Below are 17,608 nucleotides of genomic sequence, written 5' to 3'. Positions count from 1 at the left end.
TCCCTTTTGTTTCTTAGTGGCCAGCCACATCTTTTGCGTGGTTCTGGAAGTATTTAGTAAGAAGTTCTAAATCTTGGTCTGAAATGTCAGTTCTTTCGCCCATGCCTTTTGCAACGGGGCCCCAAGCATTAACGGTGAAGTGGTTCGCGCCAATTTTTGCGTGGCATGTCGAGCAGTAAACGTTGTCGAGTTCTTCAGCGTAATCCCAGATTGGCTCGAGTGAATCCAGTACAGGCACATCAACGTTCGCGGTTAGCACCGCCGTTCGCCATTCATTGCCGTACGCATCCGTTTTAAAATCACCAACTTCAAGGCTCTGTTGCCCTTGGTCTGTCAGCATCGCAACGATTGAGCGTTGACCTTCGCCGTAGTAAAGCACCTGTTCTGCACCCTTCATTTGGTAAGCATGCAACTCGATTTTGCGCTCAGTACCTTCAACACTTTTCACATCTAGGCGTGCCGTTGGATTGATAGTGCCAAGGTCGCCAATACTGATAGTTTGAGCTGAGTACACGACGTTAGCATTTGGGTCTGTTTTCTCAGTGAATGCCATCAAGTTGTCGAACGCTTCACTGTCCATCTCTGGCTCTGGTGCAAAGTGAGCAACACCTTTGTGGCAGTCGATACACGTCTGATTATTCTCTTGCCCGTACTCATGCATTTTCGCCGCATCTGCAGATTGCTCGTAGCTATCCATCGCATCGAAGGTATGGCAAGAGCGACAAGTAGCAGAATCACTTTCACGTAGTTGAGCCCAAACGGTTTCAGCCATCGCCATACGGTGTTCTTCGTACTTGTCTTCGGTATCAATTTTGCCAGTCACAAACTCATGATAAATGTCTTTGGAGGCACGAATTTTAGTGATTACGTAATCAACTGGGTCGGAGGGAATATGGCAGTCTGCACATTCAGCACGAATGCCTTTAGCATTACTGAAGTGGATTGAACCTTCATATTCTTCGTAAGGTATTTGCATAGTGTGGCAAGAAGTACAGAACTCAGTACTCGATGTGTAGTGCATAACAGCAGCAGTGCCGCCCAGCGTTAACCAGCCAATACCTATACCCACTGCGGCAATAAGAGCGATATATCGTTTTTTAATAGACATATTTAGAAATCATCTTCAACAATTAGTAACAATTGCGATCAGAATAATACTTTAGGGGTAGTCACTATTGATTCACGTCATAAATTGTCTTTATTGATAATAAAGAAAGCGAGCAATGAGACCTAAATACAAATCACTTATAACCATGACTGCGCAACCATTTTGTTTTATATTCACAAAACAAATAAGGCCATATTAATTTATAAAATCCACACAAAATAACCGTGTGCTTCCCCACGTAAAAACGTACTAAAATCAAAATAAGGACTAGCGAACACATCTATAATGCTTGCAAATTTACGGCACTAAATTAGAGATGAGCCAAACAGAATTCCAGCAAAAAATAGCGAGTTTCACCTCCATCGAACAAGCGCTTGATTACTTTGAAATTGGGTTTGATAGCAAGTTCATCGAGCAAAACAGAATCGAGCTCGTTAAACGATTTAATGGTTATCTGATTCTTGCGAAACCCGATGATTGGTTTTCTGGACGAAGAGCATTGAAAAACGCTTACTGCAAGGTGCAACGTAGCAAGTTAGATCGCCACACACGTTCTGCCTGCCGTGGGTGTACCACTTGCCAGCGCCGATAGTTGGAAAGTGGGTTGTTCAAAAATAGACAACTAAAAAGTGGATAGTTGAAATAACATCTCATTACGATTTAGTTAGTGGTTTGCTCGAAAAAAAGTGTGCTAATCTTACGGCAACTCAACTACGAGATAAAAACTACAATGAAAATTTTCAGCAATTTCGAAAGCGGCAACATCCACGTCGTTTCAGCAGATTCACCACAAAACATTCAACTGACTATCCCAGCAGACAACCAGACTGAAATCTCTCAGTGGTTTCACTTCCGCTTAGAAAGCGATGCTCAACAAGCACACCACTTCGAAATCGGTCAACTGGCAACATCGGCGTATCCTGAAGGCTGGAAAGATTATGATGTGGTTGCATCGTACGACCGTGAAGAGTGGTTCCGTATCCCATCTCAATTCGATGGCGACACACTAAGCTTCGACATCATTCCAGAGCACGATTCAATGTACTTCGCGTACTTCGCGCCTTACTCATACGATCGTCACCAAGATCTTCTGCACAGTGCTCAAACGCACCCGGCTTGTAAGCTTGAAACTCTGGGCCACACGCTAGACAACAATGACATCACTTTGCTAACCATTGGTGAGCCAAGTGAAGAGAAGAAAAACATTTGGGTTATAGGTCGCCAACACCCTGGCGAGACTATGGCTGAATGGTTGATCGAAGGTCTACTTCAACGTCTGCTTGATGAAACAGATACAGTAGGTCGTTCTCTGCTAGACAGCGTTGTTTTCCGCGTGGTTCCTAACATGAACCCAGATGGCAGCATCCGCGGTCACCTTCGTACTAATGCGATTGGCGTTAACCTGAACCGTGAATGGCAATCGCCTTCTATGGAACGTAGCCCAGAAGTATTCCTTGTTCGTGAGCGCATGCTAGAAACGGGCGTTGATCTGTGTCTAGATATTCACGGCGACGAAGCGATCCCATATAACTTTGTAGCAGGTAGCGAAGGCACGCCTTCATACAACGAGCGCATTGCTAAACTAGAAAATCACTTCAAGCAAGCACTGCTGACTATCACGCCAGAGTTCCAAGATGAGTTTGGTTACGATAAAGACGAACCGGGCAAAGCGAATATGACGGTTGGCACAAACTGGATTGGTGAGCAGTTCAAGTGTTTAGCTTACACAGTCGAGATGCCATTTAAAGATCACATCAGCCACGCAGACGAACTTTACGGTTGGTCTCCAGAACGCAGCGTTGCATTTGGTCACGACATGTTAGCCGCAGTTTGGGCGACAGTAGACGAGCTATAAAACGAACTATAGGCAGACTAAACTCCTTAGTTTGTCCGTATCGTTAGTTTGCTTACATATATAGTAAAGCCCAGCACTTGAAAAAGTGCTGGGCTTTTTAATATCGGTTTGAATGAGTGAATCTAACTTTAAAAGCTTTCTATGCCACTCTGAGGCTAGCAAAAAATACTGGGTATCGCTGTCTGATGTGGCGTTGTTCAGACACCATATCTTTAAAGCTCGGGCCTTGTGATAACTGAACGATCACTTCGTCACCTTCTTGTCGCAATACAGCACCGCTAATATCAACACTGTTGTTGTCATGTAACCTTAAAGTGCCTGCCATTGAAAAGCCGCGGTAAACCGGAATAATATTACGCATCATCAGGCGTACGCCCTTTTCAGAAACTTCACTGACATGAAAAAGATCATCCTTAATTCGCATCACCGGACGTGCCTTTTGAGGGTACTTTAAGCGGTAATATTTGCGTTTCTGGGTGAATGAATCTTCACGCATTAGTGACTCCCTGTCTCTGTTATTCGGTCAAGCAATAGACTTTGGCTTCAATTGGTCTCAAACAAACACATTCACCAAATTGATAGCTGATAATTATATCGACTTTATAACCTAATGCTTTAGGCATTTATGCAGAGAGACAAGGATTCCCTAAGATTCAGTGAAAAGTGAGATATGAGTCGTATCGGTTAACGCTTCTATCAAGCTCTAAACCTAAAGCTGAAACAACGCCAACTGAATGCTGAAGCCCACAAATAGAACCCCACACACGATGTTCATCATTTGCGAGGTACGCTTTTGAACCAACAAGCGCTTAAACGTATCCGCCATTAAGATCACAACCAAAAACCACATCGACACCACTATCGCTTGAATCCCACCAAGCATTAGGCTGTCTGACACAATCGTATCTTTTGACACAAATTGAGGGAATATAGAAAGATAAAATAGGACGATTTTAGGATTCAGTAGATTAGTAAGGAGCCCTTTGAAAAATTGGTTATAAAGCTTACTTCCCGATGCGCCTACCACTGAAAGTACGCCCTCTTGAGCGCGCAGCGCCGCACGAAAATGGTTATACCCAAGCCAGACAAGGTACAAAACCCCAGCCCACTTAAGCCCTTCAAAGGCCATGGGAGTGTTCGACAATAACAGGCTTATGCCGTTGGCCGAGATAAATGCGTGAAAAAAGAAACCACATGACACGCCCAACACGTTCACAAATGCGAACAGCTTCCTTTGAGTTAATGCTGTGCTTAATACCAACAGCGCATTAGGGCCCGGAATAATGGCAATAAAAAACACGATAACAATAAACAGCCGGATACTGTCCAAACTCATGTCGATCTCATTTCATGAACATTTTTAGGGCGGACATTGTACGTCCATTCAGTGCCATTACAATATGATAAACGCTTAATTATCGCGTATGGCTAACATACATAATTCGCGCGTATAATGAATGTGTTTATCGTCTAACATACAAAACTGATTCTCTAACATTTGTAGCCCTGTTAGACTCCACCTCCCTTTTGATACTTGGTTCATTTATGTCATTTGCTAGCCTAACCCTTAACGCAAAAACCGTCTCCGCGCTCCCATCTCAATTCAATAAGCCGACAGAGATACAGCAAGCGGTAATTCCTACCATTATTGCGGGGAAAGACGTACTTGCATTGGCTCAAACGGGCAGCGGTAAAACATTGGCGTTCGGCTTACCTTTACTGAATAACATCAACCAAGATGTAAATGAACTGCAAGCACTGATCATTGTTCCAACCCGTGAACTTGCATCTCAAGTGACCAAATCTTTAGAACCGATCGCGACAACGCTCAATATCAAACTGGTAACACTAACGGGCGGCGTGAATACTGATGATCAACAGCAACAATTATCGACTAAACCACAATTAGCCATCGCCACACCGGGCCGCTTACTTGCTTTAATCAAAAGTGGTGAACTGGATGTAGCTCAATGTTCATCATTGGTTCTTGATGAAGCCGATCGCCTGATCGACATGGGCTTTTGGCCTGATATTCAAGCGATTACTGCAGCACTACCGAGCAAACGTCAGTCACTGCTGTTCTCTGCGACACTTCCGCCCGAACTAGTAGGTCAGGCTGAAGAGCTTCTTTCAAATCCAGTTAAAGTCACGACACACCAAGAAAACAGCGTGGTCGCGACTATTGAAGAAACCCTGTATTTAGTAAACAAAGGCAGTAAAGCTCAAGCGCTCATCGCACTACTCAATCAACACACATGGACGCAAGTATTGGTATTTATTGGCGCAAAAGACAATGCTGATGCATTAACCAAACGATTGAATAAAGCCAAAATCAGTGTGAGTGCGTTACATGGAAATAAGAGCCAAGAAGAACGAGAGCAAGCATTAGAAAGTTTCAAAAATGGCGAGACTCGTGTGCTTATCGCGACAGACGTCATGGCTCGAGGCATTCATATTGATCAGTTACCTGTCGTGATTAACTTCGAATTGCCCTCTCACTCAGCAACTTACGTACACCGCGTTGGTCGCACCGCAAGAGCAGGAAGTACTGGCTGCGCGATCTCTCTGGTTAGCCACAGCGAAACTGATTATCTAAATGCAATTCGCACCCTGACCAATAAGCCGTTAGTGCTGCAACCATTAGAAGGTTTCCCTGTTACCGACAAGCCTGCATCTGAAGCGACCGCTCGCAAGCGTCCACCTAAAGATAAAATGGCCAATCGAAGAACAGCTAAAAAGAAAAGCATTAAGCAATTTAAAAGCAAACCAAATAGCTCAAAGTAACCAGAAATAGCTCTAAGCAACCAGAAATAGAATCATTAGCTCAGTTTTTACTGGGCTTTTTTTATATGCAATCAAACATAAAATCACACCCAAAAACTGCTCTCAACACGCCAACTTAAATGACACTTTTGTGAATTATGATGCCAACGTATTGATTCTTGGTTGCTCAAAAAAAATACTCTTAAATCACGTTGACGCCCCTATGTCTGGCAACTAGATTTTTCTATTAGTGTCTACAACAGGAGGTCATTGAAATGAAACGTGCTAGCTCTACATATCGATTACAACTGATTAAGGAAGTGGCAACCCGCCGAGATCGTCAACGTTCCAATGACCCGATGGCCAACTACATACAAACCCTAATAGATAATAAGGATGATTGTGATACTTCGGTTGAACGCAACCAGAGGTTCAGTGGCAGTCATTTTGATGAGCACATAGGTGGTTGGGTAAGTGACCACTGGGGTAACAAGTAGGACAACGAGAGTAATCCAACCAGCATAACCGCTGTAGAATTCGTCTCCGCATTAACCTATCATCTGCAACAATTCCCTATCCTAGAGTAAGCAGAAAGTGTCTGAGTTAAAAAGAGAAAAAGAAGTGATGGTTGCCTTCCAAGTGATACCTCGCGTTAAAGAAGGCAACAACTTCGAAGTGGTTGATAAAGCCATTGAAGTTGTGAAAGCTGCCGATGTGCCTTTCCAAGTCGGTGCGATGGAAACCACGATGAAAGGTGAACTCAACCAATTACTCGATATCGTTAAAAAAGCAGAACAAGCTTGCTACGATGCAGGGGCTGTAGAAGTGATCACCAACATTAAGATTCACAGTAAAACCACCGAGGCCGATGATACATTTTGCACGTACCATCGTGGTGTAACGAAAGCGAATCACATGTTTGTTTAATCACATTTTTGTTTCTAAAAACTGAGCCTTAAGAAAGACTCTGAAGAAAACCAGTGGTGTTATTGGAAAGGCATGTCTGAGAGGTGAGAAAGGATTTCCATTCGTTCTTCTTCTGACATCGAATGCCAATCACGCGGAGTCTCTTCAGGGTCATCTTTTGCCCCGATCGGTTTTCGGTCTAGTGCTTTGACTGGCTCTTTTTTGAGTTTTACGTTCTTTTTATTCATACCGATAACACTCCTTCAGGTACAAAGGTACCTACCTTAATATTACACCCCAACCATTATGTAAAGTAATAGTTACTTCGGAGTTAAATAAAATCTAAACACTTCCTCTTTAGCCAAAAAGATCTCTTTGGGGACTGGTATTTCCCTCTTCGTCGACCTGCTTACCAACCAAGTTTTTTTGTTTCATTATTTTTCTTCTATAGCGCTGACGACACAGCTTTATGACGTGCAATTGTTCTGACGGTGTCATCGACATCCAATTGAAGCGCTCTTCTCTTTTGCGCATACAACCATTGCAATAGCCTTTGTCATCGCTTGAACAAACCCCAACGCAAGGGCTTGGAACTTGGAAAAACTCTAACTGCTCCACCGTGCCTCCTTACACATTTAAAATTACGCTTACTATCTCAAAAATAAGCGATTAATTTGTCGCCTAGCTCATGAAATCCATACTAAACTATGACCTTATACTGACACATATAGTGTTTTGTAAACTATACTTTGAACCCATCAAGTTACACTTATTCGGTAACTTCGTTCTTTCCTTTGGAGCCTTATAATATGAAGTTTAGTTCAAAAAAATTACTAGCAGTAGCCGCTTTACCTATGATGCTAGCAGCATGCACAACAACAGGTGACAACGCGATGCAAGTAACACCAACCGATCTACAGCACCATAATTGGGAACTTGCGCAAATTGATGGCAAGGACATTGTGAAAAGCGAAGACCAAGCAGCTCCTCGTCTAGAGATCGGCGAAAAGATGACTGCAAACGGCATGGCTGGTTGTAACAACTTCTTCGGTCAAGGTGAGCTGAAAGACGGTCAATTCCGTATCAAACAAATGGGCATGACAATGAAAATGTGTCAGGGCTCAGCGATGGAAATCGAACAATCGGTTTCAGCTACTCTAAGCGAGTGGAGCGACGTAACGCTAACAAACGATACGCTAGTACTGAAAAACGATGTACACACACTAACGTACACAATTCGTGACTGGGTAAACTAACCCATCATCGACACCAGATATTGATTTAAGGAGCCTTCACGGCTCCTTTTTTATTGCTTGCTCAAAACCTAATCATTAAAAACTCTACTTCTCACCTTCTTTTCGTACCAACCTCCAATAAATATCAAAAAAACCTCATTTAGGTGCAATTAATTCACCGCTTTAACGGTCTGTTGCTAGGATGGCAAAGGCCCCTAGTAATTGATTGAATTTACTGTTGAATTAGAATTTATTTGAGAAACAGATAGAATAACTATTATGCCGTGTTGATCTTTCGTTAGCCACGAAAGGTCAACACGCCCAAGGGAGTTCGAAAACACAATGCTCTTGCCCGTTCACTACCAAATGGAAAAGTTTATGAACAAGATAGTAAGTACGTTAGGAATCATGGCAACCGTTGCATACAGCGCAACCATTTATGCTGATGAAGCAACATCCACCGAGAGTTGGAACCAAATAGAACAGCAGGCAGCGGGAGAAACTGTCTACTTTCACGCTTGGGGCGGAAGCCAAGAGATCAACCGTTACCTACAATGGGCAGGCAAGAAGTTACAAAGTAACTACGGTGTCACGTTGAAGCATGTGAAAGTAACCGATATTGCGGAAACCACCACTCGACTGCTTGCTGAAAAAGCGGCAGGCAAGAACAGCGAAGGCAGTGTTGATATCGTTTGGATCAATGGCGAAAACTTCCGTTCGATGAAAGATAACGCTTTGTTGTTTGGCCCGTTCACGGAGTCGCTTCCAAACTGGCAATATGTCGATAAGTCTCTGCCGATTGATGTCGACTTCTCTGAACCAACAGAAGGCCTTGAAGCACCTTGGGGCGTTGGACAATTGGTGTTTATTCATGACCAAGAGACACTACACAACCCGCCACAATCATTCTCAGAGATGTTGAGCTACGCTCAAGCTTTCCCGAACCGATTAAGCTACCCTCGCCCACCAGAATTTCATGGTACGAGCTTCATTAAGTCTCTACTGATTGAACTAACCAACAACAGCCCAGAACTCGCTAAGCCTGTTTCAGAAGACAACTTCCAAGAAGTTACAGCACCACTATGGGCTTACTTAGATAAATTCCATAAAGTAGCGTGGCGCGGTGGCAAACAATTCCCAGCAGGCACATCAGAAAGTATCCAACTTTTGGATGATGGACAGCTCGATCTCGCGATTACGTTCAATCCAAACTCTGTTTATTCAGCACAAGCAAGTGGTCGCCTAGCCGAAACCACTAAGGCCTATGCTCTAGAAAGCGGCGCTTTATCTAACATTCACTTCCTTGCTATTCCTTGGAATGCCAATGCAACCGCAGGAGCTCAAGTGACCATTAACTTCTTGCTGAGCCCAGAAGCGCAATCTCGTAAAGGTGACCTCAATGTTTGGGGCGACCCTTCGGTACTGAGCAGCAAGTACCTCACTGGCAGCGCTAAAAACACCCAACAATTTAAATCGATTGATGAACCACACCCTAGCTGGCAAAACGCGCTCGAGAAAGAGTGGCTGAAGCGATACGGTAACTAATCTTTATGCTACGCGCTCTATATTTTGTTGTTATAGCTGTGTGCATTATCCCAACCATTCCTGGGGTGGCGGGAGTCGTGGCTTCGTCACTGAGTTTCATCCCGCCCCTAGGTTTAGAGGAACCAACACTCAACGGTTTTAGCCAAGTCTTTCAATGGGAAGGAGCTTGGCACTCTATTGGCTTGAGCCTAGGTTCAGCGATTGCAAGCAGCTATATAGCCTGCTTCCTAACCTTTTGTATTCTTCAAGCCTCTTGGGGAAACAAGTTTTGGAGAAAGATAGAATTAACGCTATCGCCAATGCTTGCTATTCCGCATGTGGCTTTCGCTATCGGCTTTGCTTTCCTATTCAGCCCGACAGGGCTTGGAGCCAGAGCCGTGCATCACTTGCTTGGCGAATCGGCTACGAGCTCAGAATTGGCGTTATTGGTGAAAGACCCATACGCGTTCGGCTTGATCATTATGCTCGCACTCAAAGAAGTACCTTTCTTGTTGCTGATGAGCATTTCGACACTGCAGCAAATTGATGTAGAACGTATCACTAAGGTCAGTGCATCTCTGGGTTATAGCCGTGCTCAGATTTGGTGGAAATGTATTTTCCCACAATGGTTTACTAAGCTTCGCTTCCCAATGCTGGCGGTACTCGCTTACAGTGTCTCGGTTGTCGATATTGCTTTGATCATTGGCCCGACAAACCCGCCAACCTTTGCGGTATTAGTATGGCAATGGTTTAACGATCCAGATCTTAACCTACTGCCGCGAGCAGCAGCCGGAGCTATTGTTCTATTTGGTTTAGCGTCGTTAATCATCGCCTTAGCACGTTTCGTTGAATGGGCGATCCTTAAATACTTTCGAATTTGGCAATATTCAGGCAGAACAGGCGCGAACCTTCCTGGGAAAACCGTGTTTACTGTACTTGCTGCGTTATCACTGCTTATCATTCCATTGATGGTGATTTGGAGTGTTGCCCAACGTTGGCGTTTCCCAGACCTACTCCCTAGCCGATATAGCATGCGTTTCTGGGAGTTTGAGTGGGATGGCATCATGAGTACCGTCGGACAAAGCTTATGGATTGGTTTGATTGCCGCTTCAGTCGCTTTGTTGCTTGCGCTGGTTGCTCACGAATACAGAATCAAATACAAGTGGCAAGTTCCGGGCTTCATTATCGCCATTCCGATGTTGATACCTCAACTCTCGGTGTTGTTTGGTATGCAAGTCACGACCCTCTACGTTGGCAGTAGTGCCTATGAGTTCTGGGTGATTTGGGCGCATGTTTTCTTTGCTTTCCCGTTTGTGTATCTCTCTTTGGACGGCCCATGGAAAAGCTTTAACGATGGGTTGATTAAAGCCTCGCTTAGCCTGGGTAAATCGCCATTTCAGAGTTGGTATTCAATCAAACTGCCAATCTTGCTTCCTGCTATTGCCTTTGCTTGGGCGGTCGGGATCAGTGTGAGTTTGGCCCAGTACCTTCCAACATTGATGCTAGGTGCGGGCCGTATTAGCACCATCACCACAGAAGCGGTTGCCCTAACCAGTGGTTTCGACCGCAGGGTGACAGCAATCTATGCCATTTGGCAGGCCTTATTGCCTCTGTTCTTTTTCTCTTTAGCGATATTGGTCAGCCGACTTCAACTTAGATATCGCCGTCTTACTTTTAAAGGTTTCCTAAGTAATGAGTCTGTACCTCAACGACCTCGCCATCCGTAAAACCGATGGGGATTCGCTGTTCTCAGCGCTAAACGTAACATTAGAATCTGGCCAAATACTGGCTTTAATGGGGCCGAGTGGCTGCGGAAAGTCGACCTTACTGGATGCGATTGCTGGTCACTTAAGTGAAGAGTTTTCGTATTCTGGCAGCGTTGTGTTGAACGATATTCAGCTAGATGACCTGCCTTCACATCAGCGTGAAGTCGGTATTTTGTTTCAAGATGACTTGTTGTTTCCGCACCTAAAAGTATGGGAGAACTTAGCCTTTTCATTACCTAATTCGGTTAAGGGTTCCGCTCGTCAACAGCAAGCCATGGCTGCACTAAAAGACATAGAGCTGACTCACTTGGCAGAGTCTTTTCCTGATCAAATATCTGGTGGTCAACGCGCAAGAATAAGCTTAACTCGTATGTTACTAGCCAAGCCGAAACTCGCCCTACTCGACGAACCGTTCAGTAAGTTAGACCAAGAATTAAGATCACAATTTCGCGATTGGGTGTTTGAACAATTGACCAAAGCAAATATCCCGACGTTAATGGTCACGCACGACGAAGCCGATGTGCCTCAAGGGGCAGAAGTACTGTCTTGGCCATGGAGAAGTCATCATGCTGGATAAGTACTCCATTAATGTCATTAAATGGCCATTGAATCAGTCGGCTAAGTTACTGAACCAATTGGGTATCACGGCCAATCAAACCACGTTATTCGGATTTCTGGTTGGGTGTTTAGCATTTCCAGCATTAGCATTTCAGCAATACGAATTGGCATTGGGGTTTATTGTATTTAACAGGGTTTGCGACGGACTTGATGGCGCTTTGGCTCGAATCCAAGGCATCAGTGATGCGGGTGGTTTCCTCGACATCAGCTTGGATTTCCTTTTCTATTCGCTGATTCCTTTTGGCTTTGTGATTGCCAATCCAGAGCACAACGCCATTGCCGGTGCATTTTTGATCTTCTCTTTTATCGGTACAGGCAGTAGCTTTTTGGCGTTTGCGGTAATGGCGGGCAAGCGAGGTATCGAGAACCCCGTTTATAAGCATAAGTCGCTCTACTACATGTCTGGATTAACTGAAGGCACAGAGACCATCGCCTGTTTCATTGCCTTTTGTACTTGGCCACAACACTTTGCTGTTATCGCCTATACCTTTGGTGCAGCTTGCTGGCTGACTACATTTATGCGTATCTATTTTGGGTTCCAAACTCTTAAGACTCAGCAAGAGATCTAGTGCTCTAACGACAAAAACAAGATACAAAAACGCCGCTCAATATGAGCGGCGTTTTTTCTAACTGATGTATAGAATCAATTAAGCGTCAGCAGAAGCGCCTATCTTAAACCTCAGAACTTTGAGGCTCGAATCAAGATCGACATCAACAAACTCAGGCGGGTTGTCTAAACGTTCAATAAACTCAACGCTTGGTGCTTCTTCTACCATCGTCTCAATCAGGAAGTTTGGTGATACAGCAGGTGAATTCACACAGGCAATCACTTCACCACCTTCTGTTAGAAGCTCAGGCAAACGACGTAAGATTTTTTTATAATCTTTAGTTAGAGCAAAGCTGCCTTTTTGGAACGAAGGTGGATCGATGATAACCAACTCGTAAGGGCCGCCCTTCTTGATTTTCCCCCACGACTTAAAGATATCGTAGCCAAGGAAGTTAACCGAGCGCATGTCGTGCTCATTAAGACGGTGGTTATCACGACCTTTATTCAACGAGCCGCGAGACATATCCACGTTCATGCATTGACGAGCACCACCAGCGATAGCCGCGACAGAGAAGCCACAAGTATATGCGAACAGGTTAAGAACATTCTTATCCTTGGCATTATCTTGCACCCACTGACGACCATTACGCATGTCTAGGAACAAACCGAAGTTCTGATTACGGCCAATGTCGAGTTGATATTTAAGACCGTGCTCAACCACAACGGGTGAGTCATTGAGTTCGCCCCATAAAACCTCTGAAGGCGCGCCATCGGCATAACGGTGTTGCAGAACAATACTTGTGCCCTGCTTTGCTTGCCAGATGTCTTTATTAGTCAGATCAACCAATCCAGCTTTAAGAGATGATAAGAATTCGTCATCCACCTCTTTGAATATGTTAACCAATAACTGCCCATCAACCCAATCACATGTCAGTTGATCTAGACCTGGCCAAAACTTACCGCGACCGTGAAAAATACGGCGTAGTTCATTCGGCACTTCATTAAGTTGCTGTTCAATATGACTAAAAAACAGAGGTAAAGCTGATGCTTCCATTATTTCACTCACTTAGTATTTAGCTTCGGCCAAGTTAATGACCAAGGTTCAAGCCAACTGTCTAAACCAGCAGACACAGTCTCTTGATGCCACTTCTCACCTAAGGAATCTAGGTTCCTTGGGTCACAGACATATTCGTAGGCTTGTGATTGATAGGTAAATCGAATCGCGAATGCATGCAGATATCCTCTGTCAGCCTCACTCGATGGATTATAAATAGGGTCACCAACAATGGCTGAGCCGATCGACTTCATCGCAACACGGATCTGGTGTGTGCGCCCCGTATAGGGTTTACACAAAAGTAGACGCTCACCGGGTTCAGCGGTTGCAGACAAAAACTGGGTAATCGCTGGGTTTTCTGTACTTGTCAGTAGTTTCCAGCTTGAACGTCGTGAACGCTCCATATCACCTGAGATCAACCCCTGCTTTTTCTTTGGCTTCTTCGAACCAATCGCAAGGTAGTACTTCTCGACTTCACGCTTTGCGAACAGATGTGAAAGCTCACTCGCTGCCGAGGCACTCTTTGCTAACAGTAGAATACCTGAGGTCATTTTATCGAGGCGGTGAACGAGATATAACTTCGGCTCATTAAGCGCATTAGCGACTTCTTGTAGCAGCATGGTGTCACCATCGTCTTTGTGGACGCTGACTCCAGGGTGCTTATTAATGAGTAAAAAATCTGAATGGTTCAGAAGAATGTCGAACATGTAAAAGCTAGCTCCATTGTAGAGCGTGGAGTATACCGTGTCTGAACCCAGATTCCAGCTACGAAAAAGCCCAACTCACTCAATAAACATTGAATCATTGGGCTTATTTTTATTTGTTCGCTTTCGGTAATAGGCTTTTAGCCTCTATCGAATACGAACTAAGCACTAAGCACTAAGCACTAAGCAAGTTTGAACTTACCGACTAATGATTCTAGTTCAGCAACCTTAGCATTCAAACCTGAAGTGTTTTCAGAACTGCGAGTCGCCAGTTGCAAGGATTGCTCTGAGATATCACTGATCGCGGTAATATCTGCAGCAATCTCTTTGGTCACCGCTGTCTGTTCTTCTGCCGCAGTCGCAATTGAGTTAACCATGCTTTGTACATTGCCCGCACCGCTAACAATTGCTTCTAGAGCCGATACCGCCCCTGTGCTTTGCTCTACACCAATTTCAACTAAACGACAGTTGTCTTGAGTGTAAGTTACGGCTTCTTGAGTACCAGACTGAATCGATTGGATGATGCCAGACACTTCTTGCGTTGCTTTAGTGGTTCTTTCAGCCAACGCTCTTACTTCGTCAGCTACCACGGCAAAACCTCGGCCAAACTCACCAGCTCGCGCCGCTTCAATCGCCGCGTTCAAAGCCAATAAATTCGTCTGCTCTGCAATGTCTTCGATCACTTTAATCACACTGCCAATTTGTTCACCATGCGAACCCAGCGTGTTCATCTGTACCGACATGTCACTCATTTGAGCAGAAACTTGTTGAATGCTTGCTACCATCTCTACAATCACGTTACGACCATCTTCTGCTGAAGACTCAGAACGTCGAGCTTCTTCATAAGTAGAGGTGCCCTGCTGTGCCACTTCCGAAATGGTCAAGCTTAGCTCTTCTGCAGCCGTTGCTATCAGGTTTGCTTTGTCAGCTTGAGCAGAAGCACCCGTCACGATGTCTTGGCTGATAGAAGATAGTTCACCTGTCACAGATTGGACCTGGTTGGTCACAGAAGAAATTGAACCCAAGAGGTCGACCAAAGATTTCTGCATCTGGTTGATCGACTTAGCAAGATCCGCCAATTCATCGCCTGAATCATCAACAATATCCCCAGCCGTTAGGTCACCATTTGCCACACGTCGCGCTACTTGTTCAACGCGAGTTAAACGGTTAGTGATAGAGCTAGACAATACATACGCAATCACACTACCAAATACAATCGCAATGGCAGACAACACCATAATGGTGCGTTCAATCGTGGTAAACGACTCGGTTAATACAAGCAGTGATTGCTCTGTATCAGCACGCTCACTTGCTGATGCTTGATCCAGTAAGTTTTCAACTGGGATTAGGTTGCTCTCATACAAAGATCGAAGCTGCTGGATGTTTGCTAGTAGCTCGGATTCATCATTGATCTTAGGCACAAGCTTCGCTTCAAACTCTTGAGTGAAACGCCCCATCAAGTCTTCAATTCGCTGAATACGTCGATGATCTTCCGATCCTCTGCTCTCCAAACGCCTCGCCTGCTCAATAGCTTGAGCAAACTCGTTCTTATTGGTTCGATAATCGTTCAACGCGTTATCAACCTGAATAATCGCGCCCAAAGCGTCCCGATAAACATCGCCCGCTTCATCTATCAATACAAGGTAGGTAACGGTACCCGGTACATCATCCATTCTAATCTCATCAGCGCTTTTATGGGCCCCAATAACTTCTATCCATACAATACCGACTAACGTGACAAGCACCGCCAATATAGAGCCAAAACCGGCATACAGTTTCTTTCTCACTGACAATTTCACACAACACCTACCTAAATAAAATTATCGGCCAAAACAGCCCTTAACATTTATTATATCGGCTAGCACACGGATAACTTTAGTGAATGAATGTTTTTTATTTTTCGAAGAGAATTAAGATACTCACATAAAAAAACGGGAGCCATGGGCTCCCGTTTCTTAACTTACTTTAACTTGCGATTCTAGCTTCTAAGAACTTTGGTTTCTAAAAACTATAGCTTCTTAGAGATAAGCGCAGAGCCAGCAATGATACCAATACCTAGTAGCATGATTGCACCTTTACCGCTGTCGAAGCCAGAAGAGATACCCATGAACGCAACGATAGCGATAGCTACTGGGATGATGTACTTAACTAGTGTGTACCATAGACCGAATAGTGGGAAAGATACTTCACCGTCGTTAGTGATCTCTTTCTCTAGGTCAGCACGGTTTAGTCTCCAACCAGCGAAGATACATACCAACATACCGCCAACTGCTAGGAAGATCTTATCAGTTAGTAAGTCGAAGATATCGAACGCACCAGTACCGAACAATGTTGGACCGAAGCCACCAAGTGATAGAGAAGCGAAGATACATAGAATCGCCATTACGACACTCGCAGACAGTACAGCTGTTACACGCTTCATGCCTTTCTCATCGATTAGGTACGAAACCACAACTTCAAGTAGAGATACTGAAGATGTCAGTGCCGCAACACTCAGACCAACGAAGAACATAAGAGCAAATAGAAGACCCACTACGCCGCCCATTTCAGCGAATAGCTGAGGAACAACAACGAATACCAGACCAGGACCCGCTGCAGGCTCCATACCGAATGCGAACATTGCTGGGAACATTGCAACACCAGCTAGGATAGCAACACCTGTATCCATTGCCGTAACCATAGCGGTAGTTTGAACTAGGTTCTCTTTCTTCTTCAGGTAAGAACCGTAAGTCAACATACAACCCATACCAAGAGATAGTGAGAAGAATGCTTGACCTAGTGCAGCTAGGATTACACCGCTGTCTACTTTAGAGAAGTCAGGGCTGAATAGGAATTCAAGACCAGCCATCGCGCCCGGAAGCATGATGCCTTTGATTGATACCACGATAAGGATAATGAAAAGAAGTGGCATTAAGATCTTACCCGCTTTCTCAATACCGCCAGAAATACCCTTCATAACGATGACAACGTTAAGCAGTAGGTATAAGCCCATCCACATAAGTGGCTGAACTGGGTTTGAGATAAAGCCACCAAAGCTGTCACCGATTGCTTCAGGTGCGTCTAGTAGACCACCAGCAATTTTACCGATGTATGCGATAGACCAGCCACCTACTACAGGGTAGAAACCCATGATTAGCAGACCACTTACTACACCGATAACACCAGCGAACGTCCAGCGACGGTCAGTTGATTTAAATGCACCTACTGCTGATCTCTGCGTATGACGGCCAATCGCAAATTCAGTCAGCATCACACTGAAACCGATGAAGATTACAAAAAACAGGTAAATTGCAACGAATGCACCGCCGCCACTTTCGCCTGCTGTGTATGGGAATTTCCAGATGTTACCTAGACCAACAGCAGAACCTGCTGCAGCCATTACGAATCCTAACTTCGAACCCCAGGTATCGCGGGGTGTTGTGGTTGTATTACTAGTAGCCACGTGTACTCCAAACTTTTGTGTTATGTGATGTTGTGTTTTGCTTTGAGTGGCGTCTTTAAAAGATAAGGCGTATAAAAAAATTTACA

Annotated in this window: 19 protein-coding genes; 10 read left to right on the top strand and 9 right to left on the bottom strand. The window is 44.6% G+C overall.

Annotation, left to right across the window (positions count from 1 at the left end; translation table 11 throughout):
• Positions 1-13: 13 nt before the first annotated feature.
• Positions 14-1,108, bottom strand: a complete 1,095-nt coding sequence (locus CWO08_RS09965) for a NapC/NirT family cytochrome c (protein ID WP_102480784.1) — start codon at positions 1,106-1,108, stop codon at positions 14-16.
• A 316-nt stretch (positions 1,109-1,424) separates the two neighbouring features.
• Here CWO08_RS09965 and CWO08_RS09960 point away from each other — a divergent pair, with 316 nt between their 5' ends.
• Both CWO08_RS09960 and CWO08_RS09955 read left to right on the top strand, forming a co-directional pair.
• A complete protein-coding gene (locus tag CWO08_RS09960; RefSeq protein ID WP_048658756.1) occupies positions 1,425-1,700 on the top strand; it encodes a nitrogenase-stabilizing/protective protein NifW in 276 nt (91 codons plus the stop codon).
• A 138-nt stretch (positions 1,701-1,838) separates the two neighbouring features.
• The gene (locus tag CWO08_RS09955; protein ID WP_048658353.1) at positions 1,839-2,963 is read left to right on the top strand and encodes a M14-type cytosolic carboxypeptidase; all 1,125 of its coding nucleotides are present in this window, start codon (positions 1,839-1,841) and stop codon (positions 2,961-2,963) included.
• Between the two features lie 139 nt (positions 2,964-3,102).
• Here the strand turns inward: CWO08_RS09955 and CWO08_RS09950 are convergent, their stop codons facing one another.
• Complete coding sequence (locus CWO08_RS09950) at positions 3,103-3,459, bottom strand: PilZ domain-containing protein (RefSeq protein WP_108020365.1); 357 nt, start codon at positions 3,457-3,459, stop codon at positions 3,103-3,105.
• A 213-nt stretch (positions 3,460-3,672) separates the two neighbouring features.
• On the bottom strand, positions 3,673-4,299 hold the full coding sequence (locus tag CWO08_RS09945) for a LysE family translocator (RefSeq protein WP_102480783.1): 627 nt from the start codon (positions 4,297-4,299) through the stop codon (positions 3,673-3,675).
• Between the two features lie 209 nt (positions 4,300-4,508).
• On the opposite strand from CWO08_RS09945, the gene CWO08_RS09940 reads away from it, so the two are divergent.
• The 3 genes from CWO08_RS09940 to CWO08_RS09930 all read left to right on the top strand — a co-directional run bounded on the left by CWO08_RS09940 (position 4,509) and on the right by CWO08_RS09930 (position 6,653).
• Positions 4,509-5,747: a DEAD/DEAH box helicase gene (locus CWO08_RS09940; protein ID WP_108020364.1), complete on the top strand. Its 1,239-nt coding sequence runs from the start codon at positions 4,509-4,511 to the stop codon at positions 5,745-5,747.
• A 254-nt stretch (positions 5,748-6,001) separates the two neighbouring features.
• The gene (locus tag CWO08_RS09935; RefSeq protein ID WP_017057116.1) at positions 6,002-6,223 is read left to right on the top strand and encodes a hypothetical protein; all 222 of its coding nucleotides are present in this window, start codon (positions 6,002-6,004) and stop codon (positions 6,221-6,223) included.
• 127 nt (positions 6,224-6,350) lie between these two features.
• Positions 6,351-6,653 carry a thiamine-binding protein gene (locus CWO08_RS09930; protein WP_017065764.1) on the top strand — a complete coding sequence of 101 codons (303 nt, stop codon included), beginning with the start codon at positions 6,351-6,353 and terminating at the stop codon, positions 6,651-6,653.
• Between the two features lie 59 nt (positions 6,654-6,712).
• Here CWO08_RS09930 and CWO08_RS23970 read toward each other — a convergent pair whose 3' ends face one another.
• Both CWO08_RS23970 and CWO08_RS09925 read right to left on the bottom strand, forming a co-directional pair.
• Positions 6,713-6,880 carry a hypothetical protein gene (locus CWO08_RS23970; RefSeq protein WP_009846446.1) on the bottom strand — a complete coding sequence of 56 codons (168 nt, stop codon included), beginning with the start codon at positions 6,878-6,880 and terminating at the stop codon, positions 6,713-6,715.
• A 109-nt stretch (positions 6,881-6,989) separates the two neighbouring features.
• A complete protein-coding gene (locus CWO08_RS09925) occupies positions 6,990-7,250 on the bottom strand; it encodes a DUF1289 domain-containing protein (RefSeq protein WP_048609553.1) in 261 nt (86 codons plus the stop codon).
• 191 nt (positions 7,251-7,441) lie between these two features.
• On the opposite strand from CWO08_RS09925, the gene CWO08_RS09920 reads away from it, so the two are divergent.
• The 5 genes from CWO08_RS09920 to CWO08_RS09900 all read left to right on the top strand — a co-directional run bounded on the left by CWO08_RS09920 (position 7,442) and on the right by CWO08_RS09900 (position 12,344).
• Positions 7,442-7,888, top strand: coding sequence for an META domain-containing protein (locus CWO08_RS09920; RefSeq protein WP_102431610.1), 447 nt, complete (start codon positions 7,442-7,444; stop codon positions 7,886-7,888).
• Between the two features lie 357 nt (positions 7,889-8,245).
• Positions 8,246-9,412 carry an ABC transporter substrate-binding protein gene (locus CWO08_RS09915; RefSeq protein ID WP_102431609.1) on the top strand — a complete coding sequence of 389 codons (1,167 nt, stop codon included), beginning with the start codon at positions 8,246-8,248 and terminating at the stop codon, positions 9,410-9,412.
• Between the two features lie 5 nt (positions 9,413-9,417).
• The gene (locus CWO08_RS09910; protein ID WP_108020363.1) at positions 9,418-11,118 is read left to right on the top strand and encodes an ABC transporter permease; all 1,701 of its coding nucleotides are present in this window, start codon (positions 9,418-9,420) and stop codon (positions 11,116-11,118) included.
• The gene (locus CWO08_RS09905) at positions 11,084-11,734 is read left to right on the top strand and encodes an ATP-binding cassette domain-containing protein (RefSeq protein WP_108020362.1); all 651 of its coding nucleotides are present in this window, start codon (positions 11,084-11,086) and stop codon (positions 11,732-11,734) included. Before CWO08_RS09910 ends, CWO08_RS09905 begins: the two co-directional genes overlap by 35 nt.
• Positions 11,724-12,344 carry a CDP-alcohol phosphatidyltransferase family protein gene (locus CWO08_RS09900; protein ID WP_108020361.1) on the top strand — a complete coding sequence of 207 codons (621 nt, stop codon included), beginning with the start codon at positions 11,724-11,726 and terminating at the stop codon, positions 12,342-12,344. The genes CWO08_RS09905 and CWO08_RS09900 overlap by 11 nt, the downstream gene beginning before the upstream one ends.
• A 78-nt stretch (positions 12,345-12,422) precedes the next feature.
• Here the strand turns inward: CWO08_RS09900 and CWO08_RS09895 are convergent, their stop codons facing one another.
• From CWO08_RS09895 to CWO08_RS09880, 4 genes are all read right to left on the bottom strand, one after another.
• Entirely contained in the window at positions 12,423-13,376 is a 954-nt protein-coding gene (locus CWO08_RS09895; RefSeq protein ID WP_108020360.1) for a class I SAM-dependent methyltransferase, read from the bottom strand.
• An 8-nt stretch (positions 13,377-13,384) separates the two neighbouring features.
• On the bottom strand, positions 13,385-14,083 hold the full coding sequence (locus CWO08_RS09890; RefSeq protein ID WP_108020359.1) for a TIGR01621 family pseudouridine synthase: 699 nt from the start codon (positions 14,081-14,083) through the stop codon (positions 13,385-13,387).
• A gap of 179 nt (positions 14,084-14,262) precedes the next feature.
• Positions 14,263-15,879, bottom strand: coding sequence for a methyl-accepting chemotaxis protein (locus tag CWO08_RS09885; RefSeq protein ID WP_108020358.1), 1,617 nt, complete (start codon positions 15,877-15,879; stop codon positions 14,263-14,265).
• A 209-nt stretch (positions 15,880-16,088) separates the two neighbouring features.
• The gene (locus CWO08_RS09880; protein WP_102431602.1) at positions 16,089-17,522 is read right to left on the bottom strand and encodes a sodium-dependent transporter; all 1,434 of its coding nucleotides are present in this window, start codon (positions 17,520-17,522) and stop codon (positions 16,089-16,091) included.
• Between the last annotated feature and the right edge of the window lie 86 nt (positions 17,523-17,608).

This window comes from Vibrio sp. 10N.286.48.B8 (assembly GCF_003050085.1).
Lineage (GTDB): Bacteria > Pseudomonadota > Gammaproteobacteria > Enterobacterales > Vibrionaceae > Vibrio > Vibrio crassostreae.
This window is presented reverse-complemented; position numbering and strand designations above follow the sequence as displayed.